This is a genomic window from Cryomorphaceae bacterium, from assembly GCA_017798125.1.
Taxonomy (GTDB): domain Bacteria; phylum Bacteroidota; class Bacteroidia; order Flavobacteriales; family ECT2AJA-044; genus ECT2AJA-044.
On the sequence record CP059070.1, the window covers coordinates 517,180 to 535,963 of the forward strand.

Sequence of the window (18,784 nt, forward strand, 5' to 3'; positions counted from 1 at the left end):
TCGATATGCGGTATGGAGTCATCTATCTTTTGTCTTTCTTGCTTCTCCCATTCCTAGGGAGAACGCAGAGTATTACGGGTACGGTTGAAGATGCCCAAACCGGTGAACGCCTTGCTGGCGCCAACATTCGAGTACTTGAATTCGAATACGGAACGGCTACAGACGCCCAGGGGAACTTTAAAATTGACCTTAGTCCGGCGAGCTACGATGTTGAAATTAGCTTCATCGGATATGAACCACGCATCTTCAACGACCTGGAAGTAACCTCAAATGGTCTTGAACTCACGGTCAAGCTCAAACCTCAGAATGAATTCCTTTCTGCAGTAACCGTGACAGCGGGTAAGTTTGATCAGAGACTAGATGAGGTGACGGTTTCCATGGATATTCTTTCTCCGAGGCTCATCAATGAGAAAAACACCTACGAGATTCAATCTGTACTGGAGCAGTCTTCAGGCGTCAGCATTATAGAGGATCAGGCCAATATACGGGGAGGAAGCGGATGGAGCTACGGGGCCGGAACACGGGTTCAAGTGCTCATTGATGACCTACCTGTTATCGACGGAGGTTCCGGTCAAGTTCAATGGAAGTCCGTTCCGACGGAGTTGGTGGATCAAATAGAAATCATCAAAGGAGCCAGTAGTGCTCTTTACGGTTCCTCAGCGCTCAACGGCGTGATCAACGTACGAACAAAACGCCCCTCAGATACCCTAGTGACCGAACTAACTCTTTTCACTGGCGCGTATGGCAAGGCCCCGCGTGAAGAACTACAATGGTGGGATGGTCTGCAAACCGTCTCCGGTGTAAACTGGTCGACGAGTTGGTCCTCGGGAGCCGACGGATTCATTATTGGGGGTCACGCACTGCGTGACGATGGGTATGAGTACAAAATAGAAGATCACCGAATCAGACTTGAGGGTGCTTGGCATCACAGCAACACCCAATCCCCTTGGAGCTACGGAATCAGTTCGAATATAAATTATAGGAAAAGCGGTGACGCGTTGATTTGGGACTCAGAAGAAAACGGATACGTCCCTCTCGACAGCTCAAATACTGTGACTGAAGCAAATTTCTACTACATCGATCCCTATATCTCTTGGAAGAAGAACCGCTGGTCGCATCAATTCAAGGCTAGGTTCATGTCCAATATCAACACATCTCGTTCACTTTCGAATTCCTATGATAATTTTTATCGAACCAACTACACGGAGTATCAAGGTCAGTACTTTGTGAATGAGGACATCGCCTTTACTGGTGGAATCGTGAACAATTGGGCAAGTACTGATGCGGAGATTTTTCAAGGCGAGCATTCCACCTACAACCTGGCTGCCTACCTTCAGTTGGATAAAAAGTTTGGGAAACTGAAGTTTTCGCTTGGTGGGCGATATGAGTATTTCCGACTAGACGATGAAACGTTTCAGAGACCGGTATTGAGAAGCGGAATAAACTACGCCATCTCCTCCGGGACCAGTGTTCGCGCGAGCTTTGGCCAAGGATATCGCTTTCCAACCATTGCAGAAAAGTACATCCTTACCAATGTCGGAGGGGTCTATATTTACCCTAGTGAAGACCTTCAACCGGAAAGCGGATGGAGTGCGGAAATCGGAGTCAAACAAGGTATCAGGTTAGGACGATTTTTGGGTTTTGTAGATGTCGCCGGTTTTTGGATGCGTTACAACGATATGATGGAGTTTACTTTTGGGCGTTGGGCCGAAATATCAGACATCAATAAATTCTTTGGGCTAGGATTCAAGAGCATCAATATCGGAACTACCGATATTCGAGGCTTTGAATTGAGCACAGGACTTGAGTATCGTCAGGGAAAGAGTCGCTGGCAGCTGATGGGTGGCTATACCTACATGGACCCTCAAATTGCCAATCCAAATGAAGTATATGCTACTGGCTTTCCTATCGGAGAACTTTGGCCCGATTCATTGACATACGCGAACACGAGTAGTGATACCAGCGGTGTACTCAAATACCGATATCAGCACCTCCTCAAACTTGACTTGCAATTCGACTACGGGCCATGGACTTTCGGGGCGTCAACACGGCTCAATGACTTCATGGCTAACATTGACCTGATCTTTGAATCTGAATTATTCGCCCTCCAGGCTCCTGGAATATCTGAAAGTAGAGCAAGACTAAACAACGGCGATATTTTGTGGGATTTCAGAGTAGGCTATTCGTTCAATGACAATCTTCAGATTCGAGGAATTATCGAGAACGCCTTCAATCGCGAGGTCATCATTAGACCAGCGAAAATTGGTCCACCGGTTCAGTATACCCTGCAACTACAAGCTCGCTTCTAATGCATTTAGTGCTGGCGATTTTTAAGTGGATAGGGTTAATTCTTTTGGGGCTGGTCGTTTTCCTCTTGTTGGCCCTTGAATCCTTTGATCGCTACTTGGCTACAGAAAAGGGTGCCCTTTGGATGTTCCGCAACATAGATCAACCAAAAACAGTCCGATGGTCCGCCGACGGAACTCGTTTCTTGGAAATTGGCTCATCGGAAAAGCCCCCACTTTTATTCATCCACGGCGCTCCGGGAAGCCTCTTTGACGGACTGGGCATAGCCAAGCAAAGCGCACTCTACGATCAGTATAGACTCCTTCTTGTAGAACGTCCAGGCTACGGAGCAACTAAGCCTCGCATGGCTGAGCCTTCTATTTGGATACAGGCATTGAGATGTGCAGAGGCTCTGGAGAATGAAGATCAGAAAGCCCTTGTTGTGGGCCATAGTTATGGAGGTCCAGTGGCTGTCTTGGTTGGAGCCCTTTCCCCAGAACGGGTCGAAAAGGTCATCTCTTTATCAGGACAATTTGACCCTGACAACGAGCTCATTTTCCCCGTATCTCATTGGATCAACTTTAAAGTCTTCAAGTATATCCTGCCCCGCTTTATTTGGGTGTCCAACGTGGAAAAATTGACCCATCCGAAAGCCCAAGAGGATGTTCTGTCCTTGTACTCCTCCATTCGTGTTCCCGTAGAGATCGTTCACGGAGATCAAGATGGTCTGGTTCCTTATGGAAATGCATCTTTTATAATGAAGCAATTGCCCGATCAGAATTCCAGAATGATCACTCTTCCGGGCCGAGACCATCCTATACATATAACGGATGTTCCCACGGTCATGGAACTCTTAATGCCGGCTAAATAGAAATAAAGGAAGAATGCTACTCTTCTGTTTCGGACTCTTCGGACTTTGTTGTCGGAACAGAGGCCAATTCCAGAGCTCTTTCAGCTTTTCCGTCTAGGCTTTTCCGAAGGGCATGACCACCTCGAGTCAGGCCGTCAAGATCACCCTCGTCAAAGGCGTCCCATAACGCCATTTTAACCACGCCGTCCACAGTAATCAATCCGAAGTGATTCTCGCTTCCACCGGGGTTATCCCCGCCTTTCCAAGGTTCATCAAAAGCCTCGAAATAGAAGCAGGACATTCCTTGATCCTGAAGCATCGTACGGATCTGATCGTGATAGAGCATTTCCTTGTATTCATCAGCTGCTCCAGATCCTGCACTGTCGTATAGTTCGTTGTCTGCAGTTGCCCAACCCGTCTCTCCCACATGAATAGGCTTATCCACTTCCAATGATTGCATGTACGCAGAGACGGCCTCGATTTGACTCTTAACGCGTTGTACACTTCTATCTATTCCGGCCGCAATCTGTTCCTTTTTCGTCCAGGATTCTTGTTCAACGGGCATCCACCACCAGTCAGGATCGTAGTGTGTGTCGTGAAAGGGATACGAATGGACACTCAAATAGTCGACCGCCATGATCAATGAATCGAGCGCAGGAAGGTGGTACGATCCATCGCCTCCTCCCCATGAAGCAAAATTATCCGAGGTAGTGATCCAAAGGTCGGATGGAAGGTCGCCTTTCGCCTTTAACTCCTGAAGCCTTAGAACCTCTTTCAAAATGATTCTCGGATGTACGTAGTAACCCCAGGCCCAGTGAACCATGGACTCGTTTCCGACAGCAATGATCTTGACAATATCGGGATACTCATTGGCTAGATCTATGGCTTGAAGGATCTCCGCTTCATTCTCTGTGGCATCGGGCCGATCGTGAATCGGTTCAGAGGTCCAGGCGTTTTCGCACTGCATCCAAGCCCCGAGCATTACGTACATCTCGAAATTTGGTTCCTCTTCCTTCATCTCGCGGATGGCTTGGAGTAATCGAGGAGTGTGATCGTACAATCGCGCGTGGTAGGTTCGAAGGATTCGGATTCCTAGGGCACTTAAAATCTTTAAATCCTCTTTGATCTCCTCTACACTGGGGGCAACCGACCGGTCTTGGTTTCGGTATCCACCATAGGCAATTGCCGTATAATCAGGGTTTCCGAGGATGTCCTTGGCTGTGGGCTTTGGCATCGTGCCGCAGGCACAAAGTAAACTCAAGCTGAGAACGAAAATCACCTGTATCCCTTTCATCATTTGATTAGCGCATTATTAGGAGTTTGTGGCTGGTTTGATGGCCTTCCTGATTGACATTCAAGAGGTACATGCCCGCCGGTAAGTGGGTCAAATTCAGCTCGTACTCGTTGGATTCCAAATCGCCTTGCATAAGCACCTGCCCGGAGAAATTTTGAATACGGAATGCCGCTGGCGCGCTTGACTCACGACGAACAGTGAAGTGTCCTGAACTCGGATTGGGATAAACATTAATTGTACCGAAGGGATACTCTTCCAAGGAAATCGCTTCGACGCAGGTTCCAATGACATAAGTATCCTTATTGGCGGAGTTATTGCGTTCACCTTCACCCGGATAAGAGTAGGTGTAGTAGAAGTAAATCAATTCGCCTTTACTTGCCGAGATGGTATACGGAACATTCGGCGTTACACCGTACCCAGGCATGCCGTTCGGATCGGTCCCGTAATAGAGTATACAGGTAGGGCTACCTACACCGGTCTGACTGGGAATGAAAGTGAGGGTCGGGTTGTTGTCATCGTCTGAGAACCGCCATTCGAAGTCACCATTGTAACTCACCCCATCGCAGGGAGGCGCTGAATCGATCTGGAGAACAACCGGGGCTGACCACGTGGAGTCTCCCAGGTGATCATAGGCCAAGGATCGCCATTCCGTAGAACCAAGACTGGCCGTCCAGCTGGCTTCGTAAGGAATCGAGTTCGAGGAACCGTAGAACTGCCCGTTTAAGTAAAAGTCCACATGGCTAATGCTGTCGTTGAGATCACTGGCCGTCGCGGATATCGTTAGATTTTCGCCCTCTACAAAGGTGTCGCCATTCCCGGGGAACAGAATACTGGTGGTCGGCGGAACGTTGGGGCTGTTCCCGACGACCACGAAGACCTCATCAATATCAGAATAGGTTCCATTATCCACTTCCAACTTGTACTTGTACACCCCTTCTTGGAGACCACTAATCTGTGGCATTACCCCATTTATTTGGCTCGGGGTAGCCAATGTGGGGCCATAGAGTTGCGTCCAAGTATAACTCAAAGCCGCACCTCCTGGATCTGAACTGGCTGTAGCATCCAAAGTGGAAGAGCTGGCGGGAATAACGATCACTTGGGTGGACCCAGCGTCGGCAACGGGCTGAGAAAACGGTAGAGAGCCCGTAAGGGTGAATTGTAGCTCACCCAAATTGAATTCGCCGTGCTCGATGAATAGGCGAATAATTTGTTTTCCGGATTTCATAGGAACGCTGGTGATCGTCTTCGAGGCCCAGACGTTCCAATCTCCAGTGCCATTAAAGGTGATGTTGTTCTTCACGACTTGACCGTCGGATTCAATCCGCAAGGGACCTCCGCCCGCATTGTTTCCAGAGGCATAGCGCAAGACCACATCATACATGCCTGCCGTCTGGACATCGACGGTATATTCGAGCCATTCACCAGCCCCCAGCCATCCAATAACGGGGCCTTCTGAGGGGTGATCTGAGGCATCGACCCATTCGTGTACTCTGTAGTCGCCTTGATTGACGATGTCTAGGTCTTGATAGGCGATTCCTTGAGCGATTCCGCCTTCGAAGTAATCGTAATCCCCTGCCCAGAAACTGCCCGGAATGGTGGCAGGAACACCCTGATAGGGGACTTGCTCTCCCACCGTCATGGAGACGATGTTGGACGTCGCACAATTCAAAGAATCGTACATCCGCACATGGAAGTTGTGGACCCCGGCGGGTAAGTTATTCATGGTAAAATCATGGGGTGGCGCGGTGCTGAAGGCCACGCTATCTTCTCCTTGATAAAGGACAACCATGGAGGGATTTCCCTGCTGCACCTGAAACTCGAGTTCAGCACTTCCTCCGGTATAGGCTCGATCGAATAGAATGGTGAGGTTTCCTTCCAGTCCCGCATCCAAGCTGCTCACCAGCTTGCCTGGAGGAACAGTCAACACATAACCATCAGAAAAAGTAACATCAAGTGAAGTTGTCCCGTAATTATGGGCGACGTAGATGGGGCTTCCACCTCCCTGAAAGGCCACCGCCACAGGGTAATCCGCTTTGATGGTCGTATCCGGGGCACCCAGCACTTTCATGCCGTGCAGCCAGTAGTAGGTCTGGGCATCAGAAACACCGAATTTCAAGTTCCGATCGGGATAGGAATCGTACAAGCTCAAAGCTTGATCTGGATCCGTGAAGGCCAAGTATTGCCACATGATATCGTGCCACAGATTCACGTTTGGCGCATTGTTGAGAATCCCCGTGTGCTGCTCAATTTCGCTCCAAATTTGGGCGGCATAGGTCAGATTGTGTCCCAAGTACATGGAACCTCCATGAATCGGGTACAATTCAATTCCGTACGAAGCGGCAATGTCGGAGGTCCAGAAGGTTCCGTTATCATAGCTGTTTCCCCAGACCCGGGAAACCAGTCCGTATTGCTGACTAGGGCCAAAATTGCGCTGATACATGTCGAACCAATACTCTTCAATGGCAGATTGCTCTGTGGTATACAAGTAGATCCCTAGATCGCGAATGGAGTCGTTCCCAGTGACAGAGCCCCAATGAATTAACGAGGAATTAAACTGCATGCTTTCGGATGTCGACTCTTGATCATTACCCTGAGGGAATGAAGCAAAACCATTGGCCCAACAATGACCGGCATACGGACTAAAATTTCTCAAGTAAGGGAATAGTGGATCTTGGCGATCATCTGTCGCCGCGTCGCGAACGAGCATGTTGATCATGGAGCCGTAGCCATTGGCCCATCCCGGTTCATATTGCTCCAAAAAGGCGGCTGCGTGTATGAAATAACCCCAATGAAAATGGTGATCATTAATGTTGTCATCCTGTCCGTGACCCGCTGGGTATCCGATTAAGGCATCCCAATCGTCGTTGTAGTAGAACAAAAAAGCTACCTCACCTGAATTGTACTTCAGCCAATCCTCTAAACGCTCCTTAATGGTTGCTACTATGGTGTTCAAAGATGCCGAGTCCCCCATTTCATCCGCAATTCTCGCCGTCTGAATAAGCCTATTCATCATTTGGCCTTCGTTGTACGAATCCGTCCAAGTAGCCAATTGATCTCCTTTGATCAGGTCAATCTTCTCTTTGAGCTTGGCGGGATCATAGGAGAGACTCCGGCAGTTGACATTGGGGAGGGTGGGTAGAATTCCGTAGAAGGTATTTTCTACTGTGAATGAGTTTCCTTCCATCAATTTGAGATCGCCACGAACCGTCATGTATTCATGACTCGTATTTATGGTACTTCCCGGCGCAAGGTTTGCCCAATGGTGGGGCAAGAGTCCTTGAAGGAAAAGAGAATCTGTTCCTTCCTTGACCTCTGTTTGAACGTCAAAGGTGGTGGTTACCACTGATGACTGTTCGTCAAAGCTCCAATTCGCACGACACTCGTCCGGAAAAACAAAGGCATACTGCTTAAAGCTTTGAGCTAAGACCTCTGCGTTCCCTCCAAGGGGTAGAAAAGCAAGGGACCAGTATGTATTGCCGTTCAGTGTGGAAGTATAGGTGTTTCCATTTTGTGACCAAGTAGAGCCGCTTGGACCGTAAATGGCAAAATCTGCTCCTTGGTTGACTCCTTTTACAATGAGGTAAGAACCTGAATCAGTAACCGTTCCTTGGTTCACCACAACTTGGGCCAAGCTCATAGCGTCCTTTTCAAAATAAATGAACGGCATTCCTATCCCTGTCTTGGCCTGAAAATGATGATTCCCCCCTTGCCAATCCATGGTAAACGTCCAATCGTCAAAGTCAGATACATTAACCGAAGAGGCGTTGAGCCCAACGACACCAACTTCAACAGGGTCGAAGGCATCAATGGGGCCCCAAGGTACATAAGTAGCAACCAAGCCTTGGTTCTTAGTCTCCATGGTAAATGGATAATTGAAAAGATTCGAGGAGTGTGCATTTTTAACCTTGTGCGACCACCATTCATTTGTGGGTACCGGCTTATTGGCAGCAGGTCCTGTAACAAATGGAGTCCCCGATGGAAAACTATTCCTGCCGGCCGCGTCCACTCCTGGAAAAACGGTTGTATACGAACCTTGACCCACCTGAACAACTTGGGCGTGAGAAGCTGCCCAAGAGAGCACGAATAGTCCAAAAAGTGCAATTTTAGAAAGAAGTGATTTGCTCATGGTGGTTTTTTGGACTATCAGCGCGGGCTAATGGCCTGTTAGAATGAATAGCTAAGCCTTAATTCCTTGTAGTTGTGTTTTCGACTCCATATGCCTCTACAATGGTCATTGGAAACACGCATTTCCGGCATTACTTTCACTTGATCATCAAGGTCTATGAGCTCCAGTCGTGCTTGGTCTGCTTTGGAATATCGAATCAAGAGGCCGTTATACGTGTACGCTAACTCACCTGGAGCAAGCTCAACAACCTGTGGTACCCCAAGGTGATCGTAATATTGAAACTCAACGGGAACTTCCAGTAGCTCCTTCTTATCAAAGAAAAAGGGGTCAAGCACCAGTTCACCATTTTCTACTTGAAGCCCGAGCTCCGACCAACGATTCAAAATGTCTTCCTTGACCTGACCGGTCATTCCGGGCTGTTTGGCTCCTTGATTCCACGGGGTATGTGAGTATGGGTCAAAGGGGAATGCACCATAGAGTTGAGGCCCTTTGTTCAATCCTATTCCAGCACGGACGGAATAATAGTGATCAATCAGCTTACCCAGAACCTCGCTATCAGAGTTTTCTTTATGAGCTAAAACAAGTGTTTCATTCACAGCCAAAAGTAGTTTAGAAACCATGTGCCAGTAAATTGATCCCAATCCTTCATAGGCATAGAACGTTCCGGACCGTCCTGTGAATGACTGGTGGTCAAAAATCCGTTCAAATTCATCCACTATTTTCGTGCGCTCTTTCTCAGCATCATGTGCAAAAGGGCCGTGTTCCAAGGATCTAAGCGCTTCCTCCAGGTCGGATGCATTCGATATTTCACTCGCAAAATGAAATACACCATTCCCGTCGCGCTCTACAATCCCGTTTCCTTCTTCTTCCGCTAGGCTTTTTAGCAGTATAGAGCTTCTCGAGAATTCTTCAGAAATGTTGTTTTTCACTTCGAAGTCAGCAAGCTCGCGATTCGGGTAAAGCAAATAACTATACTGGTCCTCACGGAACAAGGCGCTTTTTTCTAGGGCATTGAGCAGATCTAAGCTTTGCTCTGGCTTTAAGTAGCCAGCACTCAAAATGGCAACCTGACCTTCCAACATCTCGTAGAGATACCTCAAGTTAATCTGATCCCCTTTCAGCTGCATTAGATTATAGGCATGATACAAACCATCCTCTCGAACATTCGAGGCGATGCTAGCATCCAAATAGGCAAGACCTAAGTTCAGAAACCCGAGTACTTCAGCCGATGACACGGATGTCCGTGCACCGAGTTCCGAACCGTATGCTTTAATTCGATATCGCTCTCCAGCCTGACCTAATCCATGCACAAACTCATATCTGGTCCGAGGATCAAACCCAATGGTCAAATACGACTTATGCTCTTCGAGTTGTCCTACAATAGAAGTGAGTAATTCGCGAATAGCCTCGTTTAATTCCAGGTCGACATCCACCCATTTTTCACGCAGGAAATTCAGGTATCGTCTGAGGTAGTATAGCGTTACCATACTCATTCCATTACCCACCAATGCATTATTCGCATCATTCCATTCAGGACGCTGTGTATTCATCCAGATCCCACCATCTGGAACTAAGTTGTACATCTTAGTTAAAGCAGTGAGAAGAAGTTTTTCACCAAGTGTGGCCTTGATCAGTTGATTGTCTTTCCAAATCATTCTGGCATCACTACCCAAATGCTCCACTTCCGATTTGATGTGGGAATCCAATGTGGCATCGAAATCGATGGTATCCTTAGGGTTCTCCAAAATTGACTGAAACGATCGAATGCGATAAGGCACGTTCGCATAGGTGTAGAGTGGTCTATTCCATTCCGAAGAAATCGCCGTGCTCTCATGACGCTCCCAGTGCTCCAATAACTTCTGGAGGTAGATAATTTGATGATCACCCCAGTACCCGATATACGCCCATGGATCATCTTCTTCTATAATTTCCCAATCTATTCCAGACTTAGAAATGCGATAGGGGTTGTATCCATCTATGGTTGAAGCGTTCAAAAACTTCGAGATCATCCCTTGGACAAACCTCGGATAGGCATAGGCTAAAGCCTCCCAATTCTGAAAAATATCCCGCCAATTCCCCTCGTAAGAGAGGAGGCGTTTTCCATTTTCGCCCCGAGTATGGATATTAAAAATATTCCAGGGTCGACTTGGGTCGCCATGTCTCCGACTAAAGGATAACGGCAAATACTCTAAAGTGATTCGCTCTAGTTCTGGATCCTCACAGCGTTTCACCTCACTGAGTAAATCGTCATAATGAATTTCGTCAGGCCAGGAGCGAAGTAAATCATCCCACTTCATTCCCGTTCGGGTACTTACCTGATTGACATAATGACGGAAATCTTCTCGATCTACTTGGTAGGCTGACTCGAACAACCCCCCTCGCATGACATTGAACAACACATTTCCGTAATGACGTGTTGTGACCGTTTCAAGTTGCGTACACTGAAGACCATCTCCTTTTGCAACTATAGCCCTCAGGCGCTCTTGGTCTAAATCGCGTTCGTTCTGAAGAAGTTCTTGGAGTTCTGCTTCAGTATTACGATTTAATTGGGCCTGCAAATCCATCACTTGAGCAGTGGATTGATTCAATTCAGATACCAGGAACCAAGTCTTGGCCTGATGAGCTCCCAAAGAACAATCCGCATGCGCGAAATAGGCTCCCTTATAACCATTATTGTGAGACTCCTCTTGAACGTCAAGTCCATTACGGAAAGCGTCAAGCTGATGATTGGAAAGCAGGTAATTCTTTACGCCCAGCCCTACAGACCATACAGTATTGGCCACCAATGCTTCACTGGGTTCAGCACGGTCAATAATTCTCGCGCTCAAACTATATACCGCGAGGCCTTTATCCAGCAACTCGCTTTTTTTATAGGCGTCCACCAAGGTGCTTCTTCCATTCTGTAGAGCGCTGCCTATGCCAGCCGGAAGTATATTCTGGATTCCATCAAGAAGCTCAACGGATCTATGATCCTCTCCTAAATTTTCGATCCACGCCTGACGAAGAATTCCGAAGCGATCCGAAAACGACCACTCATAAGCGAATCGAAGCTGAAGATCATGATTGACTTCTTCAAATCGAAGGCGATTTCCATGTGTATTCTTATACAGATTAGAATCTACCGAGTACATGCCCTTCCCGTACGCTGAAAAAGGCTCCCAAAGAAGCGTTCGATCATTTTCCTGAACACGAACAATGGTCTTTGATCCAGTATACTCGGCGCCGTCGATTATTTTGTCATCCGTGTAGTAAGGAAAAAGAGAAGACTCGGCATTGACCCTTCCTGCAGTTATCCCGCCATTACTCGCCACAAATAGCCAATGGTCTGACGGACTCACCAAAGACATGAAGAATGGCACCATGCCCTGGTAATTTGAAATTCGGTAAAAGCGATCGCCGTCCAGCGTTAGGAATGACCCTTCTATCGCCTTTGGGCTATTCTTTAAAGCCTGTTTACCTAAGTAAATAGCCTGGCTCATATTTCAGTTGTTCTAGTTGACAATTAATGTTTGGATGGAGGCCGGTGGCACCTCTAAAGTCAAGTTCTTATCGTATACATCCACCTTTAAGGAAGAGCTCTCGACTCCCGTATTAAGGAGAACAACGATAAGGGAGTTATCTGGTCTCTTCACCGTCAAGGCCATCATTTCTTCAGGTAATTCAGAGTGGCCTACGCGCACCGAACCTCGGGGAATGAAAGTGCTGAAGTGGCGCATCACATCGTACAAGGGGGTGTAGTACAATTCTTGTGTTGTCGTATCAGCGAGGACAGGTGCCACACACCAATTTTTAACGTGATTTGGACCGCCCTGTGGATCCAACAGCATATTCCAATCAACCCAAGCCTCAACCCATGAATTCATGGACCCTATAATGTCACGAGCATATCGGAAAACGGGTACATATTTTGGGTGTAAGTACTTGGATTCTGGCTTCGCCCAATCGTATCCCCAATCGGTGGCCTCCTTCTTCCAGTACCATGCATCGTCATTCCAATGCGGAACCTCTGCATCTACACAGGCTTCGGTTTGAATAATTCCTTTTTGTGGAGCAAGAGTATGGGTGTGGTTCAAACTCTTCGGAAACCAATCATATGTAGAAGTATACCAATGAACCGCAGTTCCATAGATGTAGGGCAAAAGTGCAGTATCCGTCAGCAATACTTCAGCCCATTCCTCCAGCTCTTCGCCCCGGTTTTGATCATAAGTCAAGATGGCCGCATCAATCCCTGCCGAATCGAACTGAGGTCCCATGTGACCTTTGATAAACTCAGCCATTTCCTCAGGCGTGTAATGCATACTTTCCCAGTTCGCATCATTCCCCAAGGGCTCATTTTCAACAGTATATCCCCAGATGTCAATTCCTTCTTCTTGCATAGCCTGGTGGTACTTTACGAAGTACTGTGCCCAAAGTGAATAGAATTCGGGTTTCAACCTACCGCCAAACCAATCTTGATTATCCTTCATGAAAGGAGGAGCGGTCCAAGGAGAAGCAATGATTTGAATATCACTTCTTACGCCCTGGGCAGCTTTAATCATGGGAATAATGTCCTCTCGATCGGGCTCAAGGCTAAAGCTTGACAAGCTCGTGTCTGGGCCTTCTAAATAGTCATAGGACCCGAGCGAAAAATCGCAGGAGTTAATATGAGTGCGAGCCATATTATACGCCGCACCAGAATCCGAGAAATAGGCCTGAATAAGCTCTTCTTGCAGACTCGGATTCAATCGCGTCCATAGATGAGCAGAAGACTCTGTAAACGCACCTCCGAAACCCCTGATCTCCTGATAGCTTGTATCTGGAAAAATAGACCATGAAAGAGCCTCTTCCTGGGATGGTTCTTCCTCAGAAACGAGCGACATTCGCTCCCCTTCAGCACTACTTCTATACAGCTGATAAGTAAGCCCTTCCTGCTGGCTACAGGAGGCTAAAGACAGCATTAAAATCGCAACGGCGAGTCTTCCCATCATAATCAATTCACTTTTTGATATACCCGTACATAGTCGAGAATGTACTGATGAGATTTCCAAGAAGTATCAATTCCTTGAGCCCCTCCCCAGCCTCCGCCTACGGCGAGATTCACGATGATGTTTTGAGGTTTATCGAATGGCCATTCCAATTCATTGGCATTCTTGTCATAGGTGAAGTAATACTCCCCGTCCAAGTAGGCGTCAATCCGATCCGGATGCCATTCAATGGTATAGTTGTGGAACTGCTGATACATGCTGTCCACCTCAATTTCTGACCCTATTTGATTCCCTTGTTTGAAATAGTAAGCTCGAGTATGACAGGTCGCATGGTTCAATCCAGTTCCCGTGGTATCATTAATTTCGTAACCAACGCACTCCAATACGTCAATCTCCCCGCAATAAGGCCAGGAAATTTCGTCTCGATAGGCTTCTCCTAAAAGCCAACCTGCCGCCCAGGTTCCGCGACCAGGTGGCACTTTCGCTCTAAATTCCACTTTCCCATACTGGAAGGCATGTCTTCCTTGAGTTGTTAAACGAGCAGAAGTCCAAGCGGGCCCTATTTCGTTTTGGTGTGCCTCGATAATCAAGGTTCCATTTTCTTGACGTGCGTTTTCGATTTGACCGTCCGTGTAGTACTGAGGTTCGTTGTTACCCCAACCCCAGTTTCCAATATTGTAAGACCACTTGGTAGAATCAGGTAATCCCGTTCCGTCAAACTCATCACTCCAAACCAGCTCCCACTCATCACCTTCCATGTTCTGGACATGGACATTCGGGCTCGCCACTCGTTCTTGAATCAATTCAAATCCAAGGGATTTTAACTCGACTGCTCCTCCATCCACATGTAAGCGCATTGGATGAAGGCCAGTATCCAAGGGGCTACCGTCTATCGAAGCCAAATCCTTCCAACCATGCGGCGTAACACTACCCGTGATATTGTAGGTTCGGCCATCGGTGTTGTCCATGTAATCCTCCAGCCAAATAGTCGAACTATCTGTTCCGGAGGCATCAAACGTTACCCGGTAACGGCCACAAGTAGGTACCGTGACTTCAAGGTCAAGGTGCCCACCAGCTTGTAGTTTTACGGGGGCTTCACCTTCGCCAAGCAACACAACCCAAGAATTACCTTCATCATCTACTACTCTTGTCGACTCTTGGGTCGAAGGGTTTTGGCATGCGGCAAAAAGAACCAATAGCGCGGGGATGATTACTCTTTTCATGCTTAGGCTTTTACTAGTTTTTTCTCCAATTCTTCTAAAGAGACTCCCTTGGTTTCTGGAATCACTCTAATAATAAAGATCAAGCCCGCTAAAGCGAATAGACCATATATTAAGAAGGTCAAGGAGCTCCCTAATACTTCGAGCTCCCACGGGAAGACCCATTGTACAATAAAGCTAACAGCGGAATTAATCAACCCGACAAATGAAATGGCAATACCCCGGATCTTATTCGGAAAGAGCTCAGAGAAAAGCACCCACATGACGGGCCCAATAGAAATGGCAAACGAGGCGACAAAGGCCAAGATCGCACCCAAAATGAGCACTGTATTCAAATTGATACTGGCCGTTAACAGCGATTGCTTTTGCTCTACGTAAAACTCTGAACCTCCCTCCAGGCCTTCGACGGCACTCTGAAAGCCCGCCTCCGAATTATAGACCTCTCCTTCTATTTGACTCAACGCCGGAATCGCATTTTCAAAGGAAGCGATATCCGTTGCATCCAGGCTATAAGTTGCGGCGTTAAAGCCATAGGCCAAAGTGAACATGGACAAGACTATTCCTGTCACACCAAAAATCAAAAGAGGTTTTCGACCAAGGCGATCAATGAACAGTATGGCCAGAATAGTGAATAACAGATTGACGAGGCCAACTAAAATAGCCTGCATGAACGAGGCGTCCGTTCCCAGTCCGCTTTGCTCGAAAATCATGGGTGCGTAGAAGAAAACCGAATTGATCCCCGTAATCTGCTGAAGAACGGCAACTACGATTCCAATGGTAATAACGAGACGCATAGCCGGCTTAAATAAATCTTTGAAACTACCCTCTGATTGATCTTCATCCTGAGAGATGGCCTGGGTAATTCGATCGATTTCCTTTCGCGCTTTTTCAGGTCCGTTAAAACGTGCCAGAACTGCTTCTGCCTCACTTATGTTTTCATGCATGAGACACCAGCGTGGACTGCGCGGCACAAAGAACAGTCCCAAATAATACAGCACAGCAGGGATAGTCTCAAGGCCCAACATCCATCTCCATTGATTCTGATCAATGCCCAAAGTCTTCACCCAGGAGTAATCCGTTTGCGCGTATTGAAGAATGGCGTAATTGGTAAAGAATGCCAAGGAAATACCGATCACAATATTGAGCTGATTGAAGGAGACCAATCTCCCTCTTAATTCTTTAGGCGAAATCTCGGCGATATACATAGGTGCCAAAATGAGAGAAGCACCCACTCCGAATCCCCCAATCATTCTAGCAATGACCAAAAGGACAAAATTCGGAGCCAAAGCAGAGCCAATGGCGGAAATAGCATATAAGATAGCTGCCCAGCGTAACACGGCTCGTCGCCCAAACTTATCACTGATAGGCCCGGCAATCATCATGGCCAGAGTGGACGTCAAGGTCAAACAGGCTACAGACCAGCCCAGCTCAAGTTTCGTCAGTTCAAACTCTGGTTCAATGAACTTTACTACGCCGGATATGACCGATGCGTCAAACCCCATGAGTAACCCACCAAGGGCTACGATCAGGGCAATTTGCATAATACCTCTATTCTTCATAGTTGCAGATTAGGAGAAGTACCACCATAGTCCAAAGACCAGGAATACGACTATAATTGTGTGTAAAATGTGGGCTAATGGGGCCTTTTGAGACCCATCCGAATCAATAGGACCAATAGCGTCTTCTTGTGGAGATGTCCTGTAACTCACGAGTACAAGTACAGCACTTGATATCAAGAAAAGCAGCAGGGCAAAATGCAAGAAGTTGATCTCTGTAAACCAAAGCAGAATGCCAGACCAATTTTCCTTGCTCAGTTCCAAAACAAGCCTCAATGCACCGAGGATCGCTCCAGTGAGAAGGGCGTATTTTGCTCCCGTTGCATTGAGTCTATTCCAAAAAATGCCCAAAAGGAAAACCGAAGCAATCGGCGGAGAGATGTAGGACTGTAAGCTTTGGAGCTTTTGGAATAGGCCTCCCTCTAAAAGTTGTAAAACGGGAATCCAGGCGATTCCCAAAACCACCAACCCCGCAGTTGACCATCGGCCTACGGCTACCAAGCGCCGCTCAGATGCTTCAGGAAATCTTCTCTGATAAACATCCATGGTGATTAAGGTTGAACACGAATTGAAAACAGAACTCAAGGAACTCATAAGCGCCGCCAGCAAACCAGCGACAACAAGCCCTCTAAGGCCGGTTGGCAATAACTGCTTGGTGACGAGCGGAAGAGCCGCATCATACACGGGTTCTCCATTTTCAAGTGGGAATTGAATCACCGCATCAGGCCCTATAGACAATTTATAGGCAATAACCCCTGGTACAACGAATAAGAATAACGGAAGCACCTTGAGATAGGCTGCGAAAATGCTACCCTTACGGGCATGATCTAAATTTCGAGCAGCAAGTACCCGCTGCACAATGAACTGGTCCGTACACCAATACCAAATTCCTAAAATCGGGGCTCCGAAGAGAATTCCTGTCCAGGGGAAATCTGGATGGTCCATGGATCGCCATAGGTCCAAATAGCCTGGCTCTGCAGTAGCCACCAAGTTGGACCACCCACCTAGCTTATCCAAACCGATAAAAGTGATGGCGATGGAACTACCCAAGAGAATAAACATCTGAACCATGTCCGTGTAGACTACGGCCTTCAGACCTCCAAAAAGAGTGTAGATCCCCGTTGCAACGACAACGATAATGGCTCCGAACCAGAAGTCAATGTTCAGCAAGGCCTTGAAAATGATACCACCCGCCATGATGGTCAACGCAATCTTCGTCAACACATATCCGATAATGGAAATCCAAGTGAGGTAGGAGCGCGCCCAAGAGTTGTAGCGCTTCTCCAAGAATTGAGGCATGGTGAAAATGCCCGTGCGTAAGTAAATAGGTACAAATACCCAAGCCAACAACAAGAGCATGAATGAGGCCAGTAATTCAAACTGTGCCACGGGAAAATCACCTGCAGCACCGGCGCCCGCCAGTCCGACTAAGTGTTCCGATCCAATATTAGAGGCAAAAAGCGAAGCGCCAATGATGAACCAAGACAGGTCTCGACCCCCTAAAAAGTATGCGCTACTGTCAGAGTCCAAACCCTTCTTGCGATCCTTCAGATACAAGAAGATGAATATCCCGAAGATCAACAGGAAATAAGCGGCTAGAACCGAATAGTCGTATGCATTGAATTCGCCGCCCATAGAATAGAATTACAGCTCGAAGGAAAAGCCCTTGGAGATTAGCTCGTCGTAACGCTCTTGGTCAAATCGATAGAGTTTACCCGGACGGTGAGACACGTTCTGCTCCCGCTCTCCGGTTTCTATTAAAAGCCCCATGGATAAGATCTTCTTGCGGAAATTGGCTTTATCAAAGGTCTTATCCAATAGGGCCTCATAAAGGCGTTGCAGCGCCCCCAGCGGAAAAGTAGCTGGCAATAATTCAAACCCTACGGGTTGATGACGGACCGTCGCACGTAGTGTCTCCAAAGTTTTAACGATGATCTCTCCGTGATCGAATGCAAGTTCTGGTAAATCCGAAACGGCGTGCCAATGAGCGTTCTTGGCCCATGAAGAACTTTGAGGGTTATAGTGACCTATATTAACTAACGCGTAATATGCAACCGTGATGACGCGACCGAGCGGATGACGCCCCACACTGCCGAAGGTGTGTGCCTGCTCCATGTATAAATTGTTGATTCCGGTTAGATCATTGAGGACTCGAGAAGCCCCATCAGTCAAATCTTCCTTTGGATAGACTAGGTCACCCGGTAGTGCCCAGGCATCCTTAAAAGGCTCGGCATCCCGTTGCACCAATAGAACCTTCAGGTCATCCTCGTCAAATCCAAAAACGGTACAGTCCACAGAAAATGCCGCCTTGAAGAAATCTTCTAAAGCAATGGGATAAATATCGTATTCGGCTCTAATGCTCTCGTGGGCCTGAGGGTCCATACACTAAATATTAATTGTACTTTATACGCTTATCAGCGCTATTTCCGTAAGTTTTATGAACTGAGGATTAAAAAAATGTTGTCGAAATGTAGGAACTTTTGGTGAA

General features: G+C 47.4%; 10 protein-coding genes. 2 read left to right on the forward strand and 8 right to left on the reverse strand.

What is annotated here, in order from left to right:
- Window positions 1–5 precede the first annotated feature (5 nt).
- Together HZ996_02225 and HZ996_02230 are read left to right on the forward strand one after the other, a co-directional pair.
- Window positions 6–2,309 (forward strand): TonB-dependent receptor, encoded by a 2,304-nt coding sequence (locus HZ996_02225; protein ID QTN38004.1) that lies wholly within the window; start codon window positions 6–8, stop codon window positions 2,307–2,309.
- A complete protein-coding gene (locus HZ996_02230; protein QTN38005.1) occupies window positions 2,309–3,157 on the forward strand; it encodes an alpha/beta hydrolase in 849 nt (282 codons plus the stop codon). Before HZ996_02225 ends, HZ996_02230 begins: the two co-directional genes overlap by 1 nt.
- A gap of 16 nt (window positions 3,158–3,173) precedes the next feature.
- Here the strand turns inward: HZ996_02230 and HZ996_02235 are convergent, their stop codons facing one another.
- From HZ996_02235 to HZ996_02270, 8 genes are all read right to left on the reverse strand, one after another.
- Window positions 3,174–4,430, reverse strand: coding sequence for a glycosyl hydrolase family 17 (locus HZ996_02235; GenBank protein QTN39988.1), 1,257 nt, complete (start codon window positions 4,428–4,430; stop codon window positions 3,174–3,176).
- Window positions 4,431–4,437: 7 nt separating this feature from the next.
- On the reverse strand, window positions 4,438–8,556 hold the full coding sequence (locus HZ996_02240; GenBank protein ID QTN38006.1) for a carbohydrate-binding protein: 4,119 nt from the start codon (window positions 8,554–8,556) through the stop codon (window positions 4,438–4,440).
- 38 nt (window positions 8,557–8,594) lie between these two features.
- Window positions 8,595–11,918, reverse strand: coding sequence for a hypothetical protein (locus tag HZ996_02245; GenBank protein ID QTN38007.1), 3,324 nt, complete (start codon window positions 11,916–11,918; stop codon window positions 8,595–8,597).
- Between the two features lie 129 nt (window positions 11,919–12,047).
- Window positions 12,048–13,523, reverse strand: coding sequence for a glycoside hydrolase family 30 protein (locus tag HZ996_02250; protein ID QTN38008.1), 1,476 nt, complete (start codon window positions 13,521–13,523; stop codon window positions 12,048–12,050).
- 2 nt (window positions 13,524–13,525) lie between these two features.
- Complete coding sequence (locus HZ996_02255) at window positions 13,526–14,743, reverse strand: glycoside hydrolase family 16 protein (GenBank protein QTN38009.1); 1,218 nt, start codon at window positions 14,741–14,743, stop codon at window positions 13,526–13,528.
- Window positions 14,744–14,745: 2 nt separating this feature from the next.
- Entirely contained in the window at window positions 14,746–16,299 is a 1,554-nt protein-coding gene (locus HZ996_02260) for a sugar porter family MFS transporter (protein QTN38010.1), read from the reverse strand.
- 9 nt (window positions 16,300–16,308) lie between these two features.
- A complete protein-coding gene (locus HZ996_02265) occupies window positions 16,309–17,931 on the reverse strand; it encodes a sodium/solute symporter (protein ID QTN38011.1) in 1,623 nt (540 codons plus the stop codon).
- A gap of 9 nt (window positions 17,932–17,940) precedes the next feature.
- Window positions 17,941–18,678, reverse strand: a complete 738-nt coding sequence (locus HZ996_02270; protein QTN38012.1) for an NUDIX hydrolase — start codon at window positions 18,676–18,678, stop codon at window positions 17,941–17,943.
- Between the last annotated feature and the right edge of the window lie 106 nt (window positions 18,679–18,784).

Bases quoted from the DNA above. Each gene is read 5' to 3' on its own strand.
- HZ996_02225 (QTN38004.1), top strand. From the start codon at position 6: ATGCGGTATGGAGTCATCTATCTTTTGTCTTTCTTGCTTCTCCCATTC.
- HZ996_02230 (QTN38005.1), top strand. From the start codon at position 2,309: ATGCATTTAGTGCTGGCGATTTTTAAGTGGATAGGGTTAATTCTTTTG.
- HZ996_02235 (QTN39988.1), bottom strand. From the start codon at position 4,430: ATGAAAGGGATACAGGTGATTTTCGTTCTCAGCTTGAGTTTACTTTGT.
- HZ996_02240 (QTN38006.1), bottom strand. From the start codon at position 8,556: ATGAGCAAATCACTTCTTTCTAAAATTGCACTTTTTGGACTATTCGTG.
- HZ996_02245 (QTN38007.1), bottom strand. From the start codon at position 11,918: ATGGTGCCATTCTTCATGTCTTTGGTGAGTCCGTCAGACCATTGGCTA.
- HZ996_02250 (QTN38008.1), bottom strand. From the start codon at position 13,523: ATGATGGGAAGACTCGCCGTTGCGATTTTAATGCTGTCTTTAGCCTCC.
- HZ996_02255 (QTN38009.1), bottom strand. From the start codon at position 14,743: ATGAAAAGAGTAATCATCCCCGCGCTATTGGTTCTTTTTGCCGCATGC.
- HZ996_02260 (QTN38010.1), bottom strand. From the start codon at position 16,299: ATGAAGAATAGAGGTATTATGCAAATTGCCCTGATCGTAGCCCTTGGT.
- HZ996_02265 (QTN38011.1), bottom strand. From the start codon at position 17,931: ATGGGCGGCGAATTCAATGCATACGACTATTCGGTTCTAGCCGCTTAT.
- HZ996_02270 (QTN38012.1), bottom strand. From the start codon at position 18,678: ATGGACCCTCAGGCCCACGAGAGCATTAGAGCCGAATACGATATTTAT.